Raw genomic sequence first — 18746 nt, forward strand, 5'->3', positions numbered from 1 at the left:
GCGACCGGGGAGGAGAACATGGACCTGAGCATCTGGGAGCGCCTGCTGCGCTGGCGCGACCCGGCACTGTTGCTGCTGAGCGGACTGGCGCTGCTGGCCGGCGGCCTGGCCCAGTGGCGGGGCGACGCCGGACTGGCGGCGGCGAGCTGGGCGGCGGGCAGCCTGCTGATGGCGCTGGTGCTGGGCGTCGAGATCGTCCGCCGCCTGCTGCGCGGCGAAACCGGCGTCGACCTGCTGGCCCTGCTGGCCATCGGCGCCGCCCTGGCGTTCGAGCAATGGCTGGTCGCCGCGGTGGTGGCGCTGATGCTGGCCAGCGGCCGCACCCTGGAGTTCCTCACCCACCAACGCGCCGAGCGCGAGCTGCGCGCGCTGATCGACCGCGCGCCGCGCGAGGCCTGGCTGGACGAGGGCGGCGACCTGCGCCGGGTGCCGGTCGAGCAGGTGCGGATCGGTCAGGTGCTGCTGGTGCGCCTGGGCGAGGTGGTGCCGGTCGACGGCCGGCTGCTCAGCCCCAGCGCCAGCCTCGACGAGTCGGCACTGAGCGGCGAGTCGCTGCCAGTGACACGCCCGTGCGACAGCCTGCTGGCCAGCGGCGTGGTCAACATCGGCGCGCCGTTCCAGCTGCAGGCCACGCAGACCGCCGCGCAGAGCACCTATGCCGGGGTGGTGCGGCTGGCCGAGGCGGCGCGCCGCTCGCGCGCGCCCTTCGTGCGCCTGGCCGACCGCTACGCGCTGTTCTTCATCCCCTTGAGCCTGGCGCTGGCGGGACTGGCCGGATGGCTGAGCGGCGATCCGCTGCGCGTGCTGGCGGTGCTGGTGGTGGCCACGCCCTGCCCGCTGATCCTCGCCGTGCCGATCGCCATCATGGGCGGCATCTCGCGGGCCGCGCGGCGCGGCATCCTGATCAAGGACGGCGCCACCCTGGAGGCGCTGGCCGGGGTGCAGCAGCTGTTCCTCGACAAGACCGGCACCCTGACCAGCGGCCAGGCCCGGCTGCAGTCGGTGGAGGTCAGGGACGACGGCGATCCGCAGCGGGTGCTCGGCTGGGCGGCGTCGCTGGCCCAGGCGTCGGTGCACCCGATCTCCCAGGCCATCGTCTGCGCCGCCCAGCAGCAAGGGTTGCCGCTGCAGGCGCCGCAGGCGGTGGAGGAAAGCCCCGGCGCCGGGCTGTGCGGTCGGGTCGACGGCCATCGGGTGCGGCTCGGCACCCTGTCGTTCGCCCAGGCCGAGCAAGCGGACAACCGCTGGGCGGCGAGCATCCTGCGGCGCATGGACTACGCCGCCTGCGGCGGCAGCTTCGTGCAGGTCGACGGCGAGCTGGTCGGCGCCCTGCTGTTCGCCGACAGCGTGCGCCGGGAAACGCCGCGGGTGATCCGGCGCCTGCGCGCCGCCGGCATCCGGCGCATCGTCATGCTCACCGGCGACCGCCTGGAAACCGCCGAGATGATCGCCCTGGCCGCCGGCATCGACGAGCTGCGCGCCGGGCTGTCCCCGGCGGACAAGGTATGCGCCGTGCAGGAGGCGCGCAGCGCCGGGATGACCCTGATGGTCGGCGACGGCATCAACGACGCGCCGGCGCTGGCGGCGGCCGACGTCGGCATGGCGATGGGCGCGGCCGGCGCCACCGCCTCGGCGGAGGCGGCGGGCGCGGTGTTGCTGGTCGACCGTCTGGATCGCCTGGTCGAGGCGCTGGAGATCGCCCGGCAGACCCGCGCGATCGCCCGCCAGGGCGTGCTGGCCGGCATGGGGCTGTCGCTGTTGGCCATGCTGGCCGCGGCCTTCGGCTACCTGCCGGCGCTGGCCGGCGCGGTGGTGCAGGAGCTGATCGACGTCGCGGTGATCCTCTATGCGCTGCGCGCGCTAGGCCCGCACGGGGCGGCGACACCCTGGCTCAGCGGCGAGCAGATCGACCGTCTGCAGGACAAGCACGCCCAGCTGACGCGCGTGCTGGATCGCCTGCAGCAACTGGCCGTGGAGTACCACCGGCTGGAGCCGGAGGCCGGACGCCGGGCGTTCGCCGCACTGGTGGATGACCTGCAGCTGCTGCTGGTCGAACACGAGCACGACGACGAGCGCAGCCTCTACCCCTGGCTGTCGGCGCAACTGGCCGGCGAAGACCCGCTGTCGGCGCTGAGCCGCGGGCATCGTGAGATATTCCGCCTGATTCACCTGCTGACTCGCATGCGTGACGACCTGCTGGAGGATCCGGCGGCCATCCCGAGCGATGAGCTGCAGACGCTGCTGATTCGCCTGGACACCCTGGTGCGCCTGCACTTCGAGCAGGAGGAGGAGCTGTTCGAGTGCCTGGACAGGCGTTGAGCAGCGCCTGCCGGCACCGCACGGCCTTCCCGCCGCCAGCCGGGACTCTGGCGCATCGACGCTCCGCCAGGCCCGCCCCTCTGCGCACGATGGGCGGCGCGACGGGCCAGCGCCCGCGCCGCCCGCCGCGCAGCCGACCTCAGGCCGTCAGCACGGCCACAGGCCCCGAATCCCCGCCACGCCCTGGGCGCCGCTGCGCCAGGCGCGCTCGCGCTCGTCTGGGCCGAGCCCGCCGAGCAGGTAGACCGGCTGGTTGAAGCCGCGGATCAGCTCGGCGGCACGCTCCCAGCCCAGCGGTGCGACCCCGGGATGGCTGGCGGTGGGCTGCACCGGCGACAGGGTGGCGAAGTCGACGCCCAGTTGCGCGGCCAGCGCCAGCTCCTCGGCGTCGTGGCAGGAGGCGGCCAGCCAGCGGCCGGCGGGCAGCGGGCGCGGTGCGCCGGCCAGTTCGCGCAGCTGCGCGGCCGTGAGGTGCCAGCCGGCGGCGGGGAAGTCCGCCACCCAGGCCAGCGGCCCCTTGAGCAGCACCTCGGCGCGTCCGGCGCACAGCGCCAGCACCTCGTCGGCCAGGGCGCGATAGGCGCTGACCGACAACTGCGGCGCGCGCAGCTGCAGCAGACGAACGCCGCGCGCCAACGCCCGCTCGATGCCCGCCAGCAGCTCGGCGGCGGCCCCTGCGGCCGGGGTGATCAGGTAGTCGGCCGGCAGGCGCGCGGCAGTGACGATCGGCCGGTTGGCGGCGGGGAACTGGAAGTCGTCCAGCGCGCTCTCCTCCGCCCAGACCAGCGGCTGGCCTTCCATGCCGCGCGGCGTGCCGGCGAAGCCACTGACCTCCCAGACATCCAGCAGCACCGAGAGATCGGGGTAGTCGTGGCGCACCTCGATCAGCGGGCGGGCCTGTTCGACGCGGATGTCCAGTTCCTCGTGCAGCTCGCGGGCCAGCGCCGCCTCGACCGGCTCGCCGGCCTCGACCTTGCCGCCGGGGAATTCCCACAGCCCGCCCTGGTGCTTGTCCGCCGGTCGTTGCGCCAGCAGGATGCGCCCGTCCGTGCCGCGGATCACCGCGGCCACCACATGCAATGCCTTCACGTTTTCGCTCTCCCCAATGCACGAGGGCGTGCAGCACTCGCGCGCTGCACGCCCCCGGTCCTTCACCGCCTGCCGATCAGGAACGGTATTCGGCGTTGATCCGCACGTACTCGTGGGACAGGTCGGTGGTCCAGATGGTCTCGCTGCAGTCGCCGCGGCCCAGCTCGATGCGGATGGCGATTTCCTCGCGGGCCATCACCGCCGCGCCCTGCTCCTCGGTGTAGGTCGCGGCGCGGCCGCCCTGGCGGGCGATGCACACGTCGCCGAGGAACACGTCGATCAGGCTGACGTCGAGGTTGGCCACGCCGGCGTAGCCGACCGCAGCGAGGATGCGCCCCCAGTTCGGGTCGGAGGCGAACAGCGCGGTCTTGATCAGCGGCGAATGAGCCACCGCGTAGGCGACGTCCAGGCACTCCTGGTGATTGCCGCCGCCGTTGACCTGCACGGTGACGAACTTGGTGGCGCCCTCGCCGTCGCGGACGATGGCCTGGGCGACTTCCATGAACACCTCGAACACCGCCTGCTTGAGCTGGGCGTACAGCTCGCCGGCCTTCTCGGTGACTTCCGGCAGGGCGGCCCGGCCGGTGGCGATCAGCATGCAGCAGTCGTTGGTCGAGGTGTCGCCGTCGATGGTGATGCGGTTGAACGACTTGTTGGCGGCGTCGCGCACCAGGTCCTGCAGCACCGGCTGGGCGACCTTGGCGTCGGTGGCGATGTAGCCGAGCATGGTGGCCATGTTCGGGCGGATCATCCCGGCGCCCTTGCTGATGCCGGTGACGGTGACGGTGACGCCGTCGTGCTGGAACTGGCGGCTGGCCCCCTTGGGCAGGGTGTCGGTGGTCATGATGCCTTCGGCGGCCAGCGCCCAGTTGTCTTCCTTGAGGTCGGCCAGCGCGGCCGGCAGCGCGGCCTCGATCTTCTCAACCGGCAGCGGCTCGCCGATCACCCCGGTGGAGAACGGCAGGATCGCGTCCTCGGCGACGCCGGTCAGCGCGGCCAGCGCGGCGCAGCTGCGGCGGGCGTTGGCCAGGCCGTCGGCGCCGGTGCCGGCGTTGGCGTTGCCGGTGTTGGTCAGCAGGTAGCGCACCGCGCCGCCGAGGCGCTCGCGGGTGATCAGCACCGGCGCGGCGCAGAAGGCGTTGGTGGTGGTCACCCCGGCGATGGTCGAGCCTTCGGCGCAGCGCATCACCACCACGTCCTTGCGGCCGACGCGCTTGATGCCGGCCGAGGCGATGCCGAGTTCGAAACCGGGAACCGGGTGCAGGGTGGGCAGGGGACCGAGACCGACAGCCATGGGGTAGCTCCTAGAAATGCGCGCTGCGCGAAAGGGATGGGAACAGTATCAAAAACGCCGCGAGCGGCAAGGCCGGTCGCGGCGTGGGCAGGCCCTCGGCCGATCAGCTGATCTGGCCGTGGCAGTGCTTGTACTTCTTGCCGGAGCCGCACGGACAGGGCTCGTTGCGACCGACCTTGGGCTCCTGGCGCACCGGCACCTGGGCCACCGCCACGTCGCCATCGGCCTGGGTCTCGGCGGCCGGAGCGTCGTCCAGGGCCGGCGCGGCGGCATGCTGGAACTGCATGCGCGCGGCCAGGGCCTCGGCCTCGCGGCGCAGGCGCTCCTCTTCCTCGGCCGGGTCGTTCTGGCGCACCTGGACGTGGGACAGCACGCGGATGGCGTCGCGCTTGATGTTCTCCAGCAGCTCCTGGAACAGGGCGAAGGACTCGCGCTTGTACTCCTGCTTGGGGTTCTTCTGCGCGTAGCCGCGCAGGTGGATGCCGTGCCGCAGGTGGTCCATGGTCGACAGGTGGTCCTTCCACAGGTCGTCCAGCACACGCAGCAGGATCTGCTTCTCGAAGGTGCGCAGGGTTTCGCTGCCGGCCAGCTCTTCCTTCGCCTGGTAGGCCTGGACCAGTTCGTCGAGGATGCGCTGGCGCAGGGTTTCCTCGTAGAGCTTGTCGTCCTCGTCGAGCCACTGCTGGATCGGCAGCTGCAGGCCGAAGTCGCCGTAGAGGACGGCTTCCAGGCCGGCGATGTCCCACTGCTCGGGCAGCGACTGCGGCGCGATGTGGGCGTCGATGGCACGTGCCAGCACCTCGGTGCGGAACTCGGCGATGGTCTCGCCGACATGCTCGGCGGCCAGCAGGCTGTTGCGCATGTGGTAGATCACCTTGCGCTGCTCGTTGGCCACGTCGTCGAATTCGAGCAGCTGCTTGCGGATGTCGAAGTTGCGCCCCTCGACCTTGCGCTGCGCCTTCTCGATGGCGTTGGTGACCATGCGGTGCTCGATGGCCTCTCCGGACTGCATGCCGAGGGCCTTCATGAAGTTCTTCACCCGGTCGGAGGCGAAGATGCGCATCAGGTTGTCTTCCAGCGACAGGTAGAAGCGGCTGGAACCCGGGTCGCCCTGGCGACCGGCACGGCCGCGCAGCTGGTTGTCGATGCGTCGCGATTCGTGGCGCTCGGAGGCGATCACGTGCAGGCCGCCGGCCTCGATCACCTGCTGGTGGCGCTTCTGCCAGTCGGCCTTGATCTGCGCGACCTGCTCGTCGGTCGGATTCTCCAGGGCGGCGACCTCCACCTCCCAGTTGCCGCCGAGGAGGATGTCGGTACCGCGGCCGGCCATGTTGGTGGCGATGGTCACCGCGCCGGGACGACCGGCCTGGGCGATGATCTCGGCTTCCTTGTCGTGGAACTTGGCGTTGAGCACCTTGTGCTCGATGCCGGCCTTGCCGAGCAGCTGCGACAGGTACTCGGAGCCCTCCACCGAAGCGGTGCCGACCAGCACCGGACGGCCCTGGGCCTGGCATTCCTTGACGTCGGCGATGATCGCCGCGTACTTCTCTTCCTGGGTCAGGTAGACCAGGTCGTTGAAGTCCTTGCGCGCCACCGGGCGGTGGGTGGGGATCACCATCACGTCGAGGCCGTAGATCTGGCGGAACTCGAAGGCTTCGGTGTCGGCGGTGCCGGTCATGCCGGCGAGCTTGCCGTACAGGCGGAAGTAGTTCTGGAAGGTGGTCGAGGCCAGGGTCTGGCTCTCGGCCTGGATCTGCACGCCTTCCTTGGCCTCGATGGCCTGGTGCAGGCCCTCGGACAGGCGGCGGCCCTGCATGGTGCGCCCGGTGTGCTCGTCGATCAGCACCACCTGGCCGTTCTGCACGATGTATTCGACGTTGCGGTGGAACAGGGTGTGGGCACGCAGCGCGGCGTAGGCGTGGGTCAGCAGACCGAGGTTGTGCGCCGAGTAGAGGCTCTCGCCCTCGGCCAGCAGGCCGGCCTGGGTGAGCAGTTCCTCGAGGAACTGGTGACCCTGTTCGGTCAGTTCGACCTGACGACTCTTCTCGTCGATGATGTAGTGGCCTTCCTGGCCCTCGGCACCCTCTTCCGCCTCGACCTGGCGCTCCAGGCGCGGGATCAACTGGTTCATCTGCAGGTACAGACGCGAGCTATCCTCGGCCGGGCCGGAGATGATCAGCGGGGTACGCGCCTCGTCGATGAGGATCGAGTCCACCTCGTCGACCACGGCGAAGTTCAGCTCGCGCTGGAACTTGTCTTCCAGGCTGAAGGCCATGTTGTCGCGCAGGTAATCGAAGCCGAATTCGTTGTTGGTGCCGTAGGTGATGTCGGCGGCATAGGCGGCGCGCTTGTCGGTCGGGTCCTGGAAGGGAGTGACCACGCCGACGCTGAGGCCGAGGAACTCGTACAGCGGACGCATCCAGTTGGCGTCGCGGCGCGCCAGGTAGTCGTTGACGGTGACCACATGGACGCCCTTGCCGGACAGCGCATTGAGGTAGACCGCCAGGGTGCCGACCAGGGTCTTGCCCTCGCCGGTACGCATCTCGGCGATCTTGCCCTCGTGCAGGGTCATGCCGCCGATCAGCTGCACGTCGAAGTGACGCATGCCCATCACCCGCTTGCCGGCCTCGCGGGCCACGGCAAAGGCCTCGGGCAGCAGCTTGTCGAGCGACTCGCCCTGGGCCAGACGCGCCCTGAACTCTTCGGTCTTGGCCTTGAGCTGCTCGTCGGAGAGCGCAACCATCCGCTCTTCCAGCGCATTGATGGCCTGGACCGCCTTGCTCATGCGCTTGACTTCACGGTCGTTCCGGCTTCCAAAGAGTTTCTTCAACAAAGGCGCAAACATATCGAGAGGGTCATCCATCTGGAGTCATGGAGGACACTCCCAGGGGAGTGCCCGGTGCCGTCAATGCGGCCGCGAAAGAGGCATTCTACCCGGAAACGCCGGCGAGAAAAGACGCCGCATGCGCATGTCCCAGCGCCCGCCAGAGCGCACCCGGCATGCTCGCCGGACGCTGCGACGGCTGCGCGCGACGCCATCTGCTACCATGACGATCCGCTCTGCCCCAGGCCCTTCGCGATGACCTTCCGCCCCCTGCCCGCCCGCGCGCCGGCCGTCCTGCTGCGCGGGACGAAGACCCTCCAGCAGCTGTTCGGCGAGGCGCAGCGCCTGGCGCGCCTGCAGCAATTGCTGGAGAGCCAACTGCAGCCGGCCGCCCGCATGCACTGCCAGGTGGCCTCCTGGCGCCATGGCTGCCTGCTGCTGATCGTTACCGACGGGCAATGGGCCACCCACCTGCGCTACCAGCAGAAGCGTCTGCTGCGCCAGTTGCAGACCTGCAAGGAGTTCGCCGGGCTGGAGCGGATCCTGATCAAGGTGCAGCCCGCAACGCCCGCTCCGCAGAGCCGCCGCGCGCAACCGAGGCTCACCGACAGCGCCGCACAGACCCTGCGCAGCACCGCGGCCGGCATCGCCGACCCGCGCCTGCGCGCCGCTCTGGAGCGGCTGGCCAGCCACACCGAGCCGGCGGCGCGCGACGACTGAAGCGGACGCCGGACAAAAAAAGGCCACCGCGAAGGGTGGCCTCAAGAAAAGGGAGGGTACTGCGCGTCAGACGGCGGCCGCCGGACGCATGTAGGAAATCGGTGCCGTGGAGGCATCCTCGAAGGTCACCACTTCCCAGGCATCCTTGTCGGCCATCAGGGTCCGCAGCAGGCGGTTGTTCAGCGCATGGCCGGACTTGTGGCCACGGAACTCGCCGATCAGGCTGGTGCCGAGCAGGTACAGGTCGCCGATGGCGTCGAGGATCTTGTGCTTGACGAACTCGTCCTCGTAACGCAGGCCGTCCTCGTTGAGCACACGGAACTCGTCGACCACGATGGCGTTGTCGACACTGCCACCCAAGGCGAGGTTCTGCGAGCGCAGGAACTCGATGTCGCGCATGAAGCCGAAGGTGCGCGCGCGGCTGACTTCCTTGACGAACGAGGTGCTGGAGAAGTCGACGCTGGCCGTCTGGGTGCGACCGCGGAACACCGGATGGTCGAAGTCGATCTCGAAGGTCACCTTGAAGCCGTCGAACGGCACGAAGGTGGCGCGCTTGTCGCCCTCCTCCACGCTGACTTCACGCTTGATGCGGATGAACTTCTTCGCCGCCTCCTGCTCCTGCAGACCGGCGGACTGGATCAGGAACACGAAGGGACCGGCGCTGCCGTCCATGATCGGCACTTCCGGGGCCGACAGCTCGATATAGGCGTTGTCGATGCCCAGGCCGGCCATGGCCGACAGCAGGTGCTCGACGGTGTCCACCTTGGCGTCACCCTTGATCAGGGTGGTGGACAGGGTGGTGTCGCCCACGAACTCGGCCCGGGCCGGGATTTCCACCATCGGATCGAGGTCGGTGCGGCAGAACACGATACCGGTGTCCACCGGGGCCGGCTTCAGGGTCAGGTAAACCTTCTCCCCCGAGTGCAGGCCGACGCCGGTGGCACGGATGATGTTCTTCAAAGTGCGTTGTTTGATCATGGCTTTGGCCGTATCTGCACAAGTTGTGAACTGTTCTCAGCAATGGGCGGGATGATAGCAGACCCCGCCTTTGCTGAACACCAATCAGAACAATCCTCCTGATACAGAATATCAATCGGCCTGACGACGCAGGAACGCCGGAATGTCCAGATAGTCGAGGTCTTCCTGGGTATTGAGCTTGACCGCCGGAGTGCTGGCCGGACGCTGCGCGCCGCGCATCGACGGGTGCAGGTCGTAGTTGGTGCCCGCATAGTCGCGCCCCACCGGAGCCGCACTCGCCATGGCTGCCGGCGCCGCGCCGACCGACGCCTGCAGGGTGTTGTCGACCACCTTGGTGGGCTTCTCCATGCGCGCACCCAGGCCGGTGGCGACCACGGTGACGTGCAGCTCGTCGCGCATTTCCGGATCGATCACCGCACCGATCTTCACGGTGGCGTGCTCGGAGGTGAACTGCTCGATGATGCTGCCCACCTCGGTGTACTCGCCCAGCGACAGGTCGAGACCGGCGGTGATGTTGACCAAGATGCCGCGCGCGCCCTGCAGGTTGATGTCCTCCAGCAGCGGGTTGCGGATCGCCGCCTCGGTGGCTTCGCGGGCGCGGTTCGGGCCGCTGGCGTGGCCGGTACCCATCATCGCCATGCCCATCTCGCTCATCACGGTACGCACGTCGGCGAAGTCGACGTTCATCAGACCCGGACGCTGCATGATGTCGGAGATGCCGCGCACCGCGCCGGCCAGCACGTCGTCGGCCTTGGCGAAAGCGGACAGCAGGCTGGCGTCCTTGCCGAGGATGGTCAGCAGCTTCTCGTTGGGGATGGTGATCAGCGAGTCGACGTGCTCGGACAGGGCGCGGATGCCCTCGTCGGCGATCTGCATGCGCCGGCGGCCTTCGAAGGGGAACGGCCGGGTGACCACCGCAACGGTGAGGATGCCCATCTCCTTCGCCACTTCGGCGATGATCGGCGCCGCACCGGTGCCGGTGCCACCACCCATGCCGGTGGTGATGAACACCATATTGGCGCCGTCGAGCAGCTCGGCGATGCGCTCGCGATCTTCCAGCGCGGCCTGGCGACCGACTTCCGGGTTGGTGCCGGCGCCCAGGCCCTTGGTGATGTTCTGGCCCAGTTGCAGGACGGTCTTGGCCTCGACCTTCTTCAGCGCTTGGGCATCGGTGTTGGCGCAGATGAAGTCGATATCCTCGATGTTGCTGCGCAGCATGTGATTGACCGCGTTGCCGCCGCCACCGCCGACACCGATGACCTTGATCACCGCGCTGGATTGGAAGTTGTCGACCAGTTCAAAATTCATTTTCCCTCTCCTTATCCCTTTCTACTCGTTATTTGCCGGGGCCCGTCGAACTCAGAAGTTGCCCTGTACCCAGCGCTTGAGGCGCTCGAACATCGGCGGCTTGTTCTCTTCGACCGCACTGCCGGCAAAGGTTGCCCCATTCTGTTTTTTCAGCCCGTACAGCAGCAAGCCTACCCCCGTGGCGTAGACGGGGTTGCGCACCACGTCATCCAGACCACGGATCCCCTGCGGCACGCCCAGGCGTACCGGCATGTGGAAAATCTCCTCGGCCAGCTCGACCGCGCCCTCCATCTTCGCGGTACCGCCGGTCAGCACGATCCCCGCCGGGATCAGATGATCGAAGCCGCTGCGCCGCAGCTCGCCCTGGACCAGATTGAACAGTTCCTCGTAACGCGGCTCGACCACCTCGGCCAGCGCCTGGCGCGACAGCTCGCGCGAGGGACGGTCGCCGACGCTCGGCACCTTGATGGTTTCGCTGGCCCCGGCCAGCTTGGCCAGCGCACAGGCGTAGCGGATCTTGATTTCCTCGGCGTACTGGGTCGGCGTACGCAGCGCCATGGCGATGTCGTTGGTCACCTGGTCGCCGGCGATCGGGATCACCGCAGTGTGGCGGATCGCACCTTCGGTGAAGATCGCGATGTCGGTGGTGCCGCCGCCGATGTCGACCAGGCACACGCCCAGCTCCTTCTCGTCGTCGTTGAGCACCGAGGCCGACGAGGCCAGCTGTTCGAGAATGATGTCGTCGACTTCCAGGTTGCAGCGCCGCACGCACTTCTCGATGTTCTGCGCCGCATTCACCGCGCAGGTGACCACATGCACCTTGGCCTCCAGGCGCACGCCGGACATGCCCAGCGGCTCGCGTACGCCGCCCTGGTTGTCGATCGCGTAGTCCTGGGCCAGGGTGTGCAGCACCCGCTGGTCGGCGGGAATCGCCACCGCCTGGGCGGCATCCAGCACCCGCTCGATGTCCGCGGGGCTGACCTCGCGCTCGCGGATGGCGACGATGCCATGGGAGTTGAGGCTGCGGATGTGGCTGCCGGCCACCCCGACGAACGCCGAGTGGATGCGGCAGCCGGCCATCTGCTGCGCCTCGTCGATGGCATGCTGGATGGCCTGCACGGTGGACTCGATGTTGACCACCACCCCCTTCTTCAGGCCGCGGGACGGATGGGTACCGATCCCGACCACTTCCAGCTGACCGTCCGCCGCCACCTCGCCGACCAGCGCCACCACCTTGGAGGTGCCGATATCCAGGCCAACGATCATCTTGCCGCTCTGCACGCTTGCCATGATCCCAGTTCTCTCCTCAATTCACTGCCCGGCCGCGGGAGTTGTCCCGCCGGCCGCTGCCGCGGGCGACTCGCGCCACGCCACGGCCAGGCCGTTGGGGTAGCGCAGGTCGACGCGCGCGATATTCGCTATGTGCTCTTTCAGGGCCGCATCGTAGACGCTGACGAAGCGGCGCATCTTGTCCACTACATGATCACGCCCGAGCAGCAGCTCGAAGCCCTGCCCGGTCGTGAGATACCAACTGCCGCGCTCGCGCATTTCCAGGCTCGCCACGGTGAAATCCAGCGGCCGCAGCAGCTGGCTGAACATCTGGTACTGCTGCATCACGCGCTGCTGGGCGCGCTGCGGCCCCCACAGCTTGGGCAGGTGCTCGTAACCGGCGACCTGCCCAGGCGCGAAGGCCTGGCCCTGGTTGTTGAGCAGCGCCTGATCGCCCCAGCGCGCCACCGGCAGCTGCTCGTCGAGATGGACGATCAACTGGTCCGGCCACACCTTGCGCACATGCGCCTCGGCGATCCACGGCATGGCTTCCAGCTCGCTGCGCATCGCCGCCAGGTCGACGCCGAAGAACGTGGTCTGGATCAGCGGAGCGATCCGCTGCTGCACCTCTGCGCGGCTGACGTAGTGCAGGTCGCCCTCCACGCTGACCCGCCCGATCGGCTGGTCGGCATAGGGCTTCAGGCGCCCGCCCAGCTCGAAGGCAGCGTACCCCAGCCCGGCCAGCAGCAGTGGCCAGAACAGGCGCAGAAAACCGCTCAGCGACGGACGGGGCAGACGCTTGCGCAGAGGTTCGCGCACCACCAGCCGACTGGCACCGCGCGGGCTCGGCTTGCGCAGCCCTCCGGGAGTCGGGCGCTGGTGATGCAGCAGCAGGATCATGACTCAGCTCCTTGCCTCACAGCTGTCGGCCAGGATCGCCAGTACCAACGACTGGAAATCCAGGCCGGCGGCGCGAGCGGCCATCGGGACCAGGCTGTGATCGGTCATTCCAGGTACGGTATTGACCTCCAGCAGCCAGAACTGCCCGTCGGCGTCCTGCATCACGTCGGCGCGGGCCCAGCCCCGCACACCGACCGCCTCGCAGGCGCGCGCGACGAGCGTCTTCAGTTCGTGTTCCTTGTCCGCCTCCAACCCGCAGGGAATCTGGTAGCGGGTATCGTCGGCCCTGTACTTAGCATCGTAGTCGTAGAAACTGTGACTGGTGCCCAGACGAATCGGCGGCAGCACCTCGCCGCGCAGCATGGCGACGGTGAATTCCGGCCCGCTGATCCACTGCTCGACCAGCACCTGGGAGTCGTAGGTGCCGGCCGCGCGCCAGGCGGCGACCAGTTCGTCGAGGTTGCCGACCTTGGCCATGCCGATGCTCGAGCCCTCGTGGGCCGGCTTGACGATCAGCGGGAAGCCCAGCGCGGCGGCGGCCGCCTCGCAGTCGGCGACGCTGGCCAGCGTGGCGTGCCGCGGCGTCGACAGGCCGAGGCTCTGCCACACCTGCTTGGTGCGCAGCTTGTCCATGGCCAGCGCCGAGGCCAGCACGCCGCTGCCGGTGTAGGGGATGTTCAGGCACTCGAGCAGCCCCTGCATGCTGCCGTCCTCGCCGCCACGCCCGTGCAGGACGATGAAGGCGCGGTCGATGCGCTCGGCGGCCAGGCGCTGCAGCAGATCGGCGCCGACATCGATGCCGAAGGCATCGACACCGGCATCCTGCAGCGCGGCCAGCACCGCGGCCCCGGACTTCAGCGACACCTCGCGCTCGGCGCTCCTGCCGCCGAACAGCACGGCGACGCGGCCGAAGGCAGCAGGTTGCAGGTGGGTGGACAGGGTGTCGCTCATGCCGGTTTCCTCTCTGCGTCGGCGCCGGACAGGGTGCCGAACAACGGGTTGCTGATCAGGTGCGGGGCCACGCCACCGATATCGCCGGCGCCCTGGCAGAGCAGGATGTCGCCGGCGCGCAACAGCGGCGCGAGCAGCGGCGCCAGATCGGCGCCACGCTCGACGTAGATCGGGTCGAGCACTGCGCGCTGGCGGATGCTGTGGCACAGCTGGCGGCTGTCGGCGCCGGGGATCGGTTCCTCGCCGGCCGGGTAGACCTCCATCAGCAGCAGCACGTTGGCCTCGCCGAGGACCTGCACGAAGTCCTCGTAAAGGTCGCGGGTGCGGCTGTAGCGGTGCGGCTGGTAGAGCATCACCAGACGCCGCTCCGGCCAGCCGTCGCGCACCGCGCGGATCACCGCGGCGACCTCGCGCGGATGGTGGCCGTAATCGTCCACCAGCATCACGCTGCCGCCCTCGACGGGCAGCTCGCCGTAGACCTGGAAGCGCCGGCCGACCCCCTGGAAGCCGGCCAGGCCGGCGAGGATGGCTTCGTCGCCGATCCCCTCGTCGGTGGCGATGGCGATGGTCGCCAGAGCGTTGAGCACGTTATGCCGGCCCGGCATGTTCACCGACACCGCCAGCGGCTCGCGACCGCTGCGCAGCACGGTGAAGAAGGTGCGCATGCCTTCCTGGCGTACATCGATGGCGCGCAGGTCGGCGCCCTCGTCGAAGCCGTAGGTGACGATCGGCCGGCTCACCAGGGGCAGGATCTCGCGCACCACCGGATCGTCGATGCACAGCACAGCCAGACCGTAGAACGGCAGGTTGTGCAGGAAATCGACGAAGGTCTTCTTCAGCTTGTTGAAGTCGCCGCCGTAGGTGCTCATGTGGTCGGCGTCGATGTTGGTGACCACCGAGACCATCGGCTGCAGGTGCAGGAAGCTGGCGTCGCTCTCGTCGGCCTCGGCGATCAGGTAGCGGCTGGCGCCGAGCTGGGCGTTGGTGCCGGCCGCGGTCAGCTTGCCGCCGATGACGAAGGTCGGATCGAGGCCGGCGGCGGCGAACACCGAGGCCAGCAGGCTGGTGGTGGTGGTCTTGCCGTGGGTGCCGGCCACCGCGATGCCGTGGCGGTAGCGCATCAGCTCGGCGAGCATCTCGGCGCGCGGCACCACCGGGATGCGCCGTTCCAGCGCGTGGGCGACCTCCGGGTTGGCCGGATTGATGGCACTGGACACCACCAGCACGTCGGCCTGCTCGGCGTTCTCGGCACGATGGCCGATATGGATCTGCGCACCGAAGCTCTGCAGCCGCGTGGTTACCGGCGAGGCCTTGAGGTCGGAGCCGGAGACCTGGTAGCCGAGGTTGAGCAGCACCTCGGCGATGCCGCACATGCCGACCCCGCCGATGCCGACGAAGTGGATGCGGCGGATGCGGCGCATGCGCCGCACTTCTGCCGGGTTGTGCGGATGGGCGTCAGCCATGCGCCACCTCCAGGCAGATGTCGACCACCGCGCGGGTGGCCTCGGGCTTGGCCAGGCGACGCGCGATGGCGCCCATGGCTGCGAGTTTTTCGCTGTGCATCAGAACCTCGGTCAGCTGCGCGGCCAGCCCGGCCGCGTCGGTCGTGCGTTGCGGCAGCAGGACGGCGGCGCCGGCCCGGGCCAGGAATTCGGCATTGCGCGTCTGGTGATCGTCGATCGCATGGGGCAGCGGCACCAGCAGCGACGGCAGGCCGGCGGCGGCCAGCTCGCTGACGGTCAGCGCGCCGGCGCGACAGATCACCAGATCGGCGGCGCGGTAGGCGGCGGCCATGTCGGCGATGAACGGCAGCACCTCGGCCTCGATCCCGGCCTCGCGGTAGCGCGCGGCGGTGACCTCGGCATGCTGACGTCCGGCCTGGTGGCAGACCTGCGGACGCAGCTCGGCGGGCAGCAGCGCCAGCGCCGCCGGCAACAGCTTGTTCAGCGGCTCGGCGCCCAGGCTGCCGCCCAGCACCAGCAGACGCCGCGGCTCTGCCGGTGCGCTTGGATGCGCCGCCGGCGCGAACAGTTCCGCGCGCACCGGGTTGCCGGTGGTGCGGCGTTTGGCGGACGCGGCGAAGGTGTCCGGGAAGGCCTCGCAGATCCGCGCGGCGAACGGCGCCAGGGCGCGGTTGGCGGTGCCGGCCACGGCATTCTGCTCGTGGATCACCAGCGGGATGCCGGCCAGCCGCGCCGCCCAGCCGCCGGGGCCGGTGACGAAGCCGCCCATGCCCAGCACGCACACCGGCTCGATCTCGCGCAGCACGCGGCGCGCCTGCCAGAGCGCCCTGGCCAGGCGGAACGGCGCCTTGAGCAGCGACAGCAGGCCCTTGCCGCGCAGGCCGCTCATCTCGATGCGGTGCAGCGGCAGGCCGGCCTGGGGCACCAGCTCGTTCTCGATGCCACGCGGGGTGCCCAGCCAGTGGACGGTATAGCCACGGGACTGGAACTCGCGGGCGCAGGCCAGCGCCGGAAACACATGGCCGCCGGTTCCCCCGGCCATGATCAGGACGTTAGCGGCCATGACGCGGCTCCTCTTCGGCAAAATCCGCTTCGGTGAATTCGATCTCGGCGTTGCCGAGCTGGTTGCGCCGCTCCCAGTCGATGCGCAGCAGCAGGGCCAGGCTGACGCAGCAGATCACCAGCGAGCTGCCGCCATAACTGAGGAACGGCAGGGTCAGCCCCTTGGTGGGCAGCAGGCCGACGTTCACGCCGATGTTGATCAGGAACTGGCCGACCCAGAGGATCGCCAGGCCGTAGGCCACGTAGGCGGCGAAGAACTGCTGCTCGCGCTCGGCGCGCAGGCCGATGTACAGGGCGCGCAGGGTGACCAGCACGAACAGGCCGACGGTGAGCAGCGCGCCGATCATGCCCAGCTCCTCGGCGAGCACCGCGAAGACGAAGTCGGTATGCGCCTCGGGCAGGTAGAACTGCTTCTGCACGCTGTTGCCCAGGCCCACGCCCAGCCACTCGCCGCGGCCGAAGGCGATCAGCGCCTGGCTGAGCTGGTAGCCGGCGCCGAACTGGTCGGCCCAGGGGTCGATGAAGTTGGTCAGGCGCTTGAGGCGATAGGTCTGGCTGGTCATCACCACCACGCCGACCAGCACCACGGCGGCCACCATGGGCAGGAAGCGCACCAGGCTCACCCCGCCGAGGAACAGCATGCTGATCCCGGCGCCGACCAGCACCACGGTGGCGCCGAAGTCCGGCTCGGCGAGCAGCAGCGGCGCCATGATGCCCAGCACGATCAGCGGCATGAACAGGCCCTTCCAGCTGCTGCGCACCTGCGCCTGACGGCGCACCAGGTAGCTGCCGAGGTAAATCACCGCGAACAGCTTGGCCAGCTCGGAGGGCTGCACGTTGAAGATGCCGAAGCCGATCCAGCGCCGCGCGCCGTTGACCTCGCGGCCGATGCCCGGAATCAGCACCAGCACCAGCAGGGCGATGGCGGCGAGCAGCAGCTTACCGCTGTGCTTCTGCCAGCTGGCCAGCGGCACCAGCAGGATCGCCCCGCCGATGGCGAAGCCGATGGCCAGGTAGACCAGATGGCGGATCGTGTAATACAGCGAGTTGCCCGACTGCGCCGCCGCCACCTCGGAGGACGCCGAGGTCACCATCACGAAACCGAGGCCGAGCAGCGCAAGACAACCCGCCAGCAGCGGGAAGTCCAGGTCGACGCCGCGGCGACTGTGCAGCGGGGATGGCGAAAGACGCAGGGGCAGGCGCATCAGGGCAGTTCCTCGACCGCGTTGGCGAAGCGCCGGCCGCGCTGCTCGAAGTTCTTGAACATGTCCAGGCTGGCGCAGGCCGGCGAGAGCAGCACCACATCGCCGGCCTGGGCCAGCTCGGCGCAGCGGCGCACCGCGTCCTCCAGACTGTCGACCCGCGTCAGCGGCACCACCGGCTGACCGTCGTCGCCCTGCAGCGCAGCGGCGATCAGCCCGGCATCGCGTCCGAGCAGCACCACGGCGCGGCAGTAGCGCGCCACGCTGGCGCGCAGCGGCGCGAAGTCGGCGCCCTTGCCGTCGCCGCCGGCGATCAGCAGCAGCCTGCCGTCGATCTCCACGCCCAGACCGTCGATGGCCGCCAGGGCGGCGCCGACGTTGGTGGCCTTGGAGTCGTCGTACCAGGTCACGCCGCGGCGCTCGCGCACCCACTGGCAGCGGTGCGGCAGGCCGGTAAAGTCGTGCAGCACTTCGAGCATCGGCGCCACCGGCAGGCCGACGGCATGGCCGAGAGCCAGCGCGGCGAGGGCATTGGCCTGATTGTGCGCGCCCCGGACCTTCAGTTCGCGCACCGACATCAGCTTGGCGAACTGGAAAGCGAGGAACTTCTCGCCGTTGTCCTCGATGAGACCGAACGAGCGGAAGTCCGGCTTGTCCAGTCCGAAGCTCCAGCACGGCACCTGATCGGCGATCAGCGGGCGCGACAGCGGGTCCTGGCGATTGACCACCACCTGGCGGGCGCCGCGGAAGATCCGGTGCTTGGCCAGATGGTAGGCCTCGATGCCGTCGTAGCGGTCCATGTGGTCGTCGCTGACGTTCAGGCAGGTGGCCACCTCGGCGTTCAGCCGCTCGGTGGTCTCCAGCTGGAAGCTGGACAGCTCCAGCACATACAGCTCCACGTCGTCGCGCAGCAGATCCAGCGCCGGGGTGCCGAGATTGCCGCCGACCGCGACCTTGCGCCCGGCAGCGGCGGCCATGGCGCCGACCAGGGTGGTCACGGTGCTCTTGGCGTTGGAGCCGGTGATGGCGACGATCGGCGCCTTGGCGTGGCGGGCGAACAGGTCGATGTCGCCGGACAGCTTCACCCCGCGCGCGGCAGCCGCCTGCAGCGCCGGGGTGGCCAGCGCCAGGCCGGGGCTGACGTACAGCTCGCTGGCACGGCAGAGGAAGTCGACATCCAGCGCGCCGCAGCGCACCTCGACCTGCGGGAAGTCCTCGCGCAGGCTGGCCAGTTCGGGCGGGTTGTCGCGGGTGTCGACCACCGCGAAGGGCAGCCCCTGGCGGGCCAGGAAACGCACCAGCGACATGCCGCTCTTGCCGAGGCCGACGACGATGCGGAACTGGTCGGAAGCGATCAGGCTCATGTG

The 18746-nt window shown here is 69.3% G+C and carries 14 protein-coding genes; 2 read left to right on the top strand and 12 right to left on the bottom strand.

What is annotated here, in order from left to right; genetic code table 11:
* The first annotated feature begins 18 nt into the window (after window positions 1–18).
* Window positions 19–2319: a heavy metal translocating P-type ATPase gene (locus BLU22_RS00380; protein WP_090211278.1), complete on the top strand. Its 2301-nt coding sequence runs from the start codon at window positions 19–21 to the stop codon at window positions 2317–2319.
* A gap of 147 nt (window positions 2320–2466) precedes the next feature.
* Here BLU22_RS00380 and BLU22_RS00385 read toward each other — a convergent pair whose 3' ends face one another.
* The 3 genes from BLU22_RS00385 to secA all read right to left on the bottom strand — a co-directional run bounded on the left by BLU22_RS00385 (window position 2467) and on the right by secA (window position 7547).
* Window positions 2467–3408 (bottom strand): Nudix family hydrolase, encoded by a 942-nt coding sequence (locus tag BLU22_RS00385; protein WP_090211279.1) that lies wholly within the window; start codon window positions 3406–3408, stop codon window positions 2467–2469.
* 76 nt (window positions 3409–3484) lie between these two features.
* Window positions 3485–4702 (bottom strand): bifunctional glutamate N-acetyltransferase/amino-acid acetyltransferase ArgJ, encoded by a 1218-nt coding sequence (gene argJ / locus BLU22_RS00390; RefSeq protein WP_090211281.1) that lies wholly within the window; start codon window positions 4700–4702, stop codon window positions 3485–3487.
* A gap of 103 nt (window positions 4703–4805) precedes the next feature.
* The gene (secA, locus tag BLU22_RS00395) at window positions 4806–7547 is read right to left on the bottom strand and encodes a preprotein translocase subunit SecA (protein ID WP_090211283.1); all 2742 of its coding nucleotides are present in this window, start codon (window positions 7545–7547) and stop codon (window positions 4806–4808) included.
* Between the two features lie 234 nt (window positions 7548–7781).
* On the opposite strand from secA, the gene BLU22_RS00400 reads away from it, so the two are divergent.
* Window positions 7782–8246, top strand: coding sequence for a DUF721 domain-containing protein (locus BLU22_RS00400; protein WP_090211284.1), 465 nt, complete (start codon window positions 7782–7784; stop codon window positions 8244–8246).
* 66 nt (window positions 8247–8312) lie between these two features.
* On the opposite strand, the gene lpxC is transcribed toward BLU22_RS00400, so the two are convergent.
* From lpxC to murD, 9 genes are all read right to left on the bottom strand, one after another.
* Window positions 8313–9224 (bottom strand): UDP-3-O-acyl-N-acetylglucosamine deacetylase, encoded by a 912-nt coding sequence (gene lpxC / locus BLU22_RS00405; protein ID WP_090211285.1) that lies wholly within the window; start codon window positions 9222–9224, stop codon window positions 8313–8315.
* Window positions 9225–9335: 111 nt separating this feature from the next.
* A complete protein-coding gene (ftsZ, locus tag BLU22_RS00410; protein ID WP_090211287.1) occupies window positions 9336–10532 on the bottom strand; it encodes a cell division protein FtsZ in 1197 nt (398 codons plus the stop codon).
* A 51-nt stretch (window positions 10533–10583) separates the two neighbouring features.
* Complete coding sequence (gene ftsA, locus BLU22_RS00415) at window positions 10584–11822, bottom strand: cell division protein FtsA (protein ID WP_090211288.1); 1239 nt, start codon at window positions 11820–11822, stop codon at window positions 10584–10586.
* A gap of 21 nt (window positions 11823–11843) precedes the next feature.
* A complete protein-coding gene (locus BLU22_RS00420) occupies window positions 11844–12701 on the bottom strand; it encodes a cell division protein FtsQ/DivIB (RefSeq protein ID WP_090211290.1) in 858 nt (285 codons plus the stop codon).
* 3 nt (window positions 12702–12704) lie between these two features.
* Window positions 12705–13652: a D-alanine--D-alanine ligase gene (locus BLU22_RS00425; protein WP_090211292.1), complete on the bottom strand. Its 948-nt coding sequence runs from the start codon at window positions 13650–13652 to the stop codon at window positions 12705–12707.
* Complete coding sequence (murC, locus tag BLU22_RS00430) at window positions 13649–15115, bottom strand: UDP-N-acetylmuramate--L-alanine ligase (protein WP_090211293.1); 1467 nt, start codon at window positions 15113–15115, stop codon at window positions 13649–13651. Before murC ends, BLU22_RS00425 begins: the two co-directional genes overlap by 4 nt.
* The gene (murG, locus tag BLU22_RS00435) at window positions 15108–16178 is read right to left on the bottom strand and encodes an undecaprenyldiphospho-muramoylpentapeptide beta-N-acetylglucosaminyltransferase (protein ID WP_090211295.1); all 1071 of its coding nucleotides are present in this window, start codon (window positions 16176–16178) and stop codon (window positions 15108–15110) included. The genes murC and murG overlap by 8 nt, the downstream gene beginning before the upstream one ends.
* Window positions 16168–17382, bottom strand: a complete 1215-nt coding sequence (gene ftsW, locus BLU22_RS00440) for a putative lipid II flippase FtsW (protein WP_090211296.1) — start codon at window positions 17380–17382, stop codon at window positions 16168–16170. Before ftsW ends, murG begins: the two co-directional genes overlap by 11 nt.
* Window positions 17382–18743, bottom strand: coding sequence for a UDP-N-acetylmuramoyl-L-alanine--D-glutamate ligase (gene murD / locus BLU22_RS00445; protein ID WP_090211298.1), 1362 nt, complete (start codon window positions 18741–18743; stop codon window positions 17382–17384). The genes ftsW and murD overlap by 1 nt, the downstream gene beginning before the upstream one ends.
* Between the last annotated feature and the right edge of the window lie 3 nt (window positions 18744–18746).

Source organism: Pseudomonas guangdongensis (assembly GCF_900105885.1).
In the GTDB taxonomy this organism is placed as follows: domain Bacteria; phylum Pseudomonadota; class Gammaproteobacteria; order Pseudomonadales; family Pseudomonadaceae; genus Geopseudomonas; species Geopseudomonas guangdongensis.

Coding starts and splice junctions, on each gene's coding strand:
- BLU22_RS00380 (WP_090211278.1), top strand. CDS start 19: ATGGACCTGAGCATCTGGGAGCGCCTGCTGCGCTGGCGCGACCCGGCA.
- argJ (WP_090211281.1), bottom strand. CDS start 4,702: ATGGCTGTCGGTCTCGGTCCCCTGCCCACCCTGCACCCGGTTCCCGGT.
- secA (WP_090211283.1), bottom strand. CDS start 7,547: ATGTTTGCGCCTTTGTTGAAGAAACTCTTTGGAAGCCGGAACGACCGT.
- BLU22_RS00400 (WP_090211284.1), top strand. CDS start 7,782: ATGACCTTCCGCCCCCTGCCCGCCCGCGCGCCGGCCGTCCTGCTGCGC.
- lpxC (WP_090211285.1), bottom strand. CDS start 9,224: ATGATCAAACAACGCACTTTGAAGAACATCATCCGTGCCACCGGCGTC.
- ftsZ (WP_090211287.1), bottom strand. CDS start 10,532: ATGAATTTTGAACTGGTCGACAACTTCCAATCCAGCGCGGTGATCAAG.
- ftsA (WP_090211288.1), bottom strand. CDS start 11,822: ATGGCAAGCGTGCAGAGCGGCAAGATGATCGTTGGCCTGGATATCGGC.
- BLU22_RS00420 (WP_090211290.1), bottom strand. CDS start 12,701: ATGATCCTGCTGCTGCATCACCAGCGCCCGACTCCCGGAGGGCTGCGC.
- BLU22_RS00425 (WP_090211292.1), bottom strand. CDS start 13,652: ATGAGCGACACCCTGTCCACCCACCTGCAACCTGCTGCCTTCGGCCGC.
- murC (WP_090211293.1), bottom strand. CDS start 15,115: ATGGCTGACGCCCATCCGCACAACCCGGCAGAAGTGCGGCGCATGCGC.
- murG (WP_090211295.1), bottom strand. CDS start 16,178: ATGGCCGCTAACGTCCTGATCATGGCCGGGGGAACCGGCGGCCATGTG.
- ftsW (WP_090211296.1), bottom strand. CDS start 17,382: ATGCGCCTGCCCCTGCGTCTTTCGCCATCCCCGCTGCACAGTCGCCGC.
- murD (WP_090211298.1), bottom strand. CDS start 18,743: ATGAGCCTGATCGCTTCCGACCAGTTCCGCATCGTCGTCGGCCTCGGC.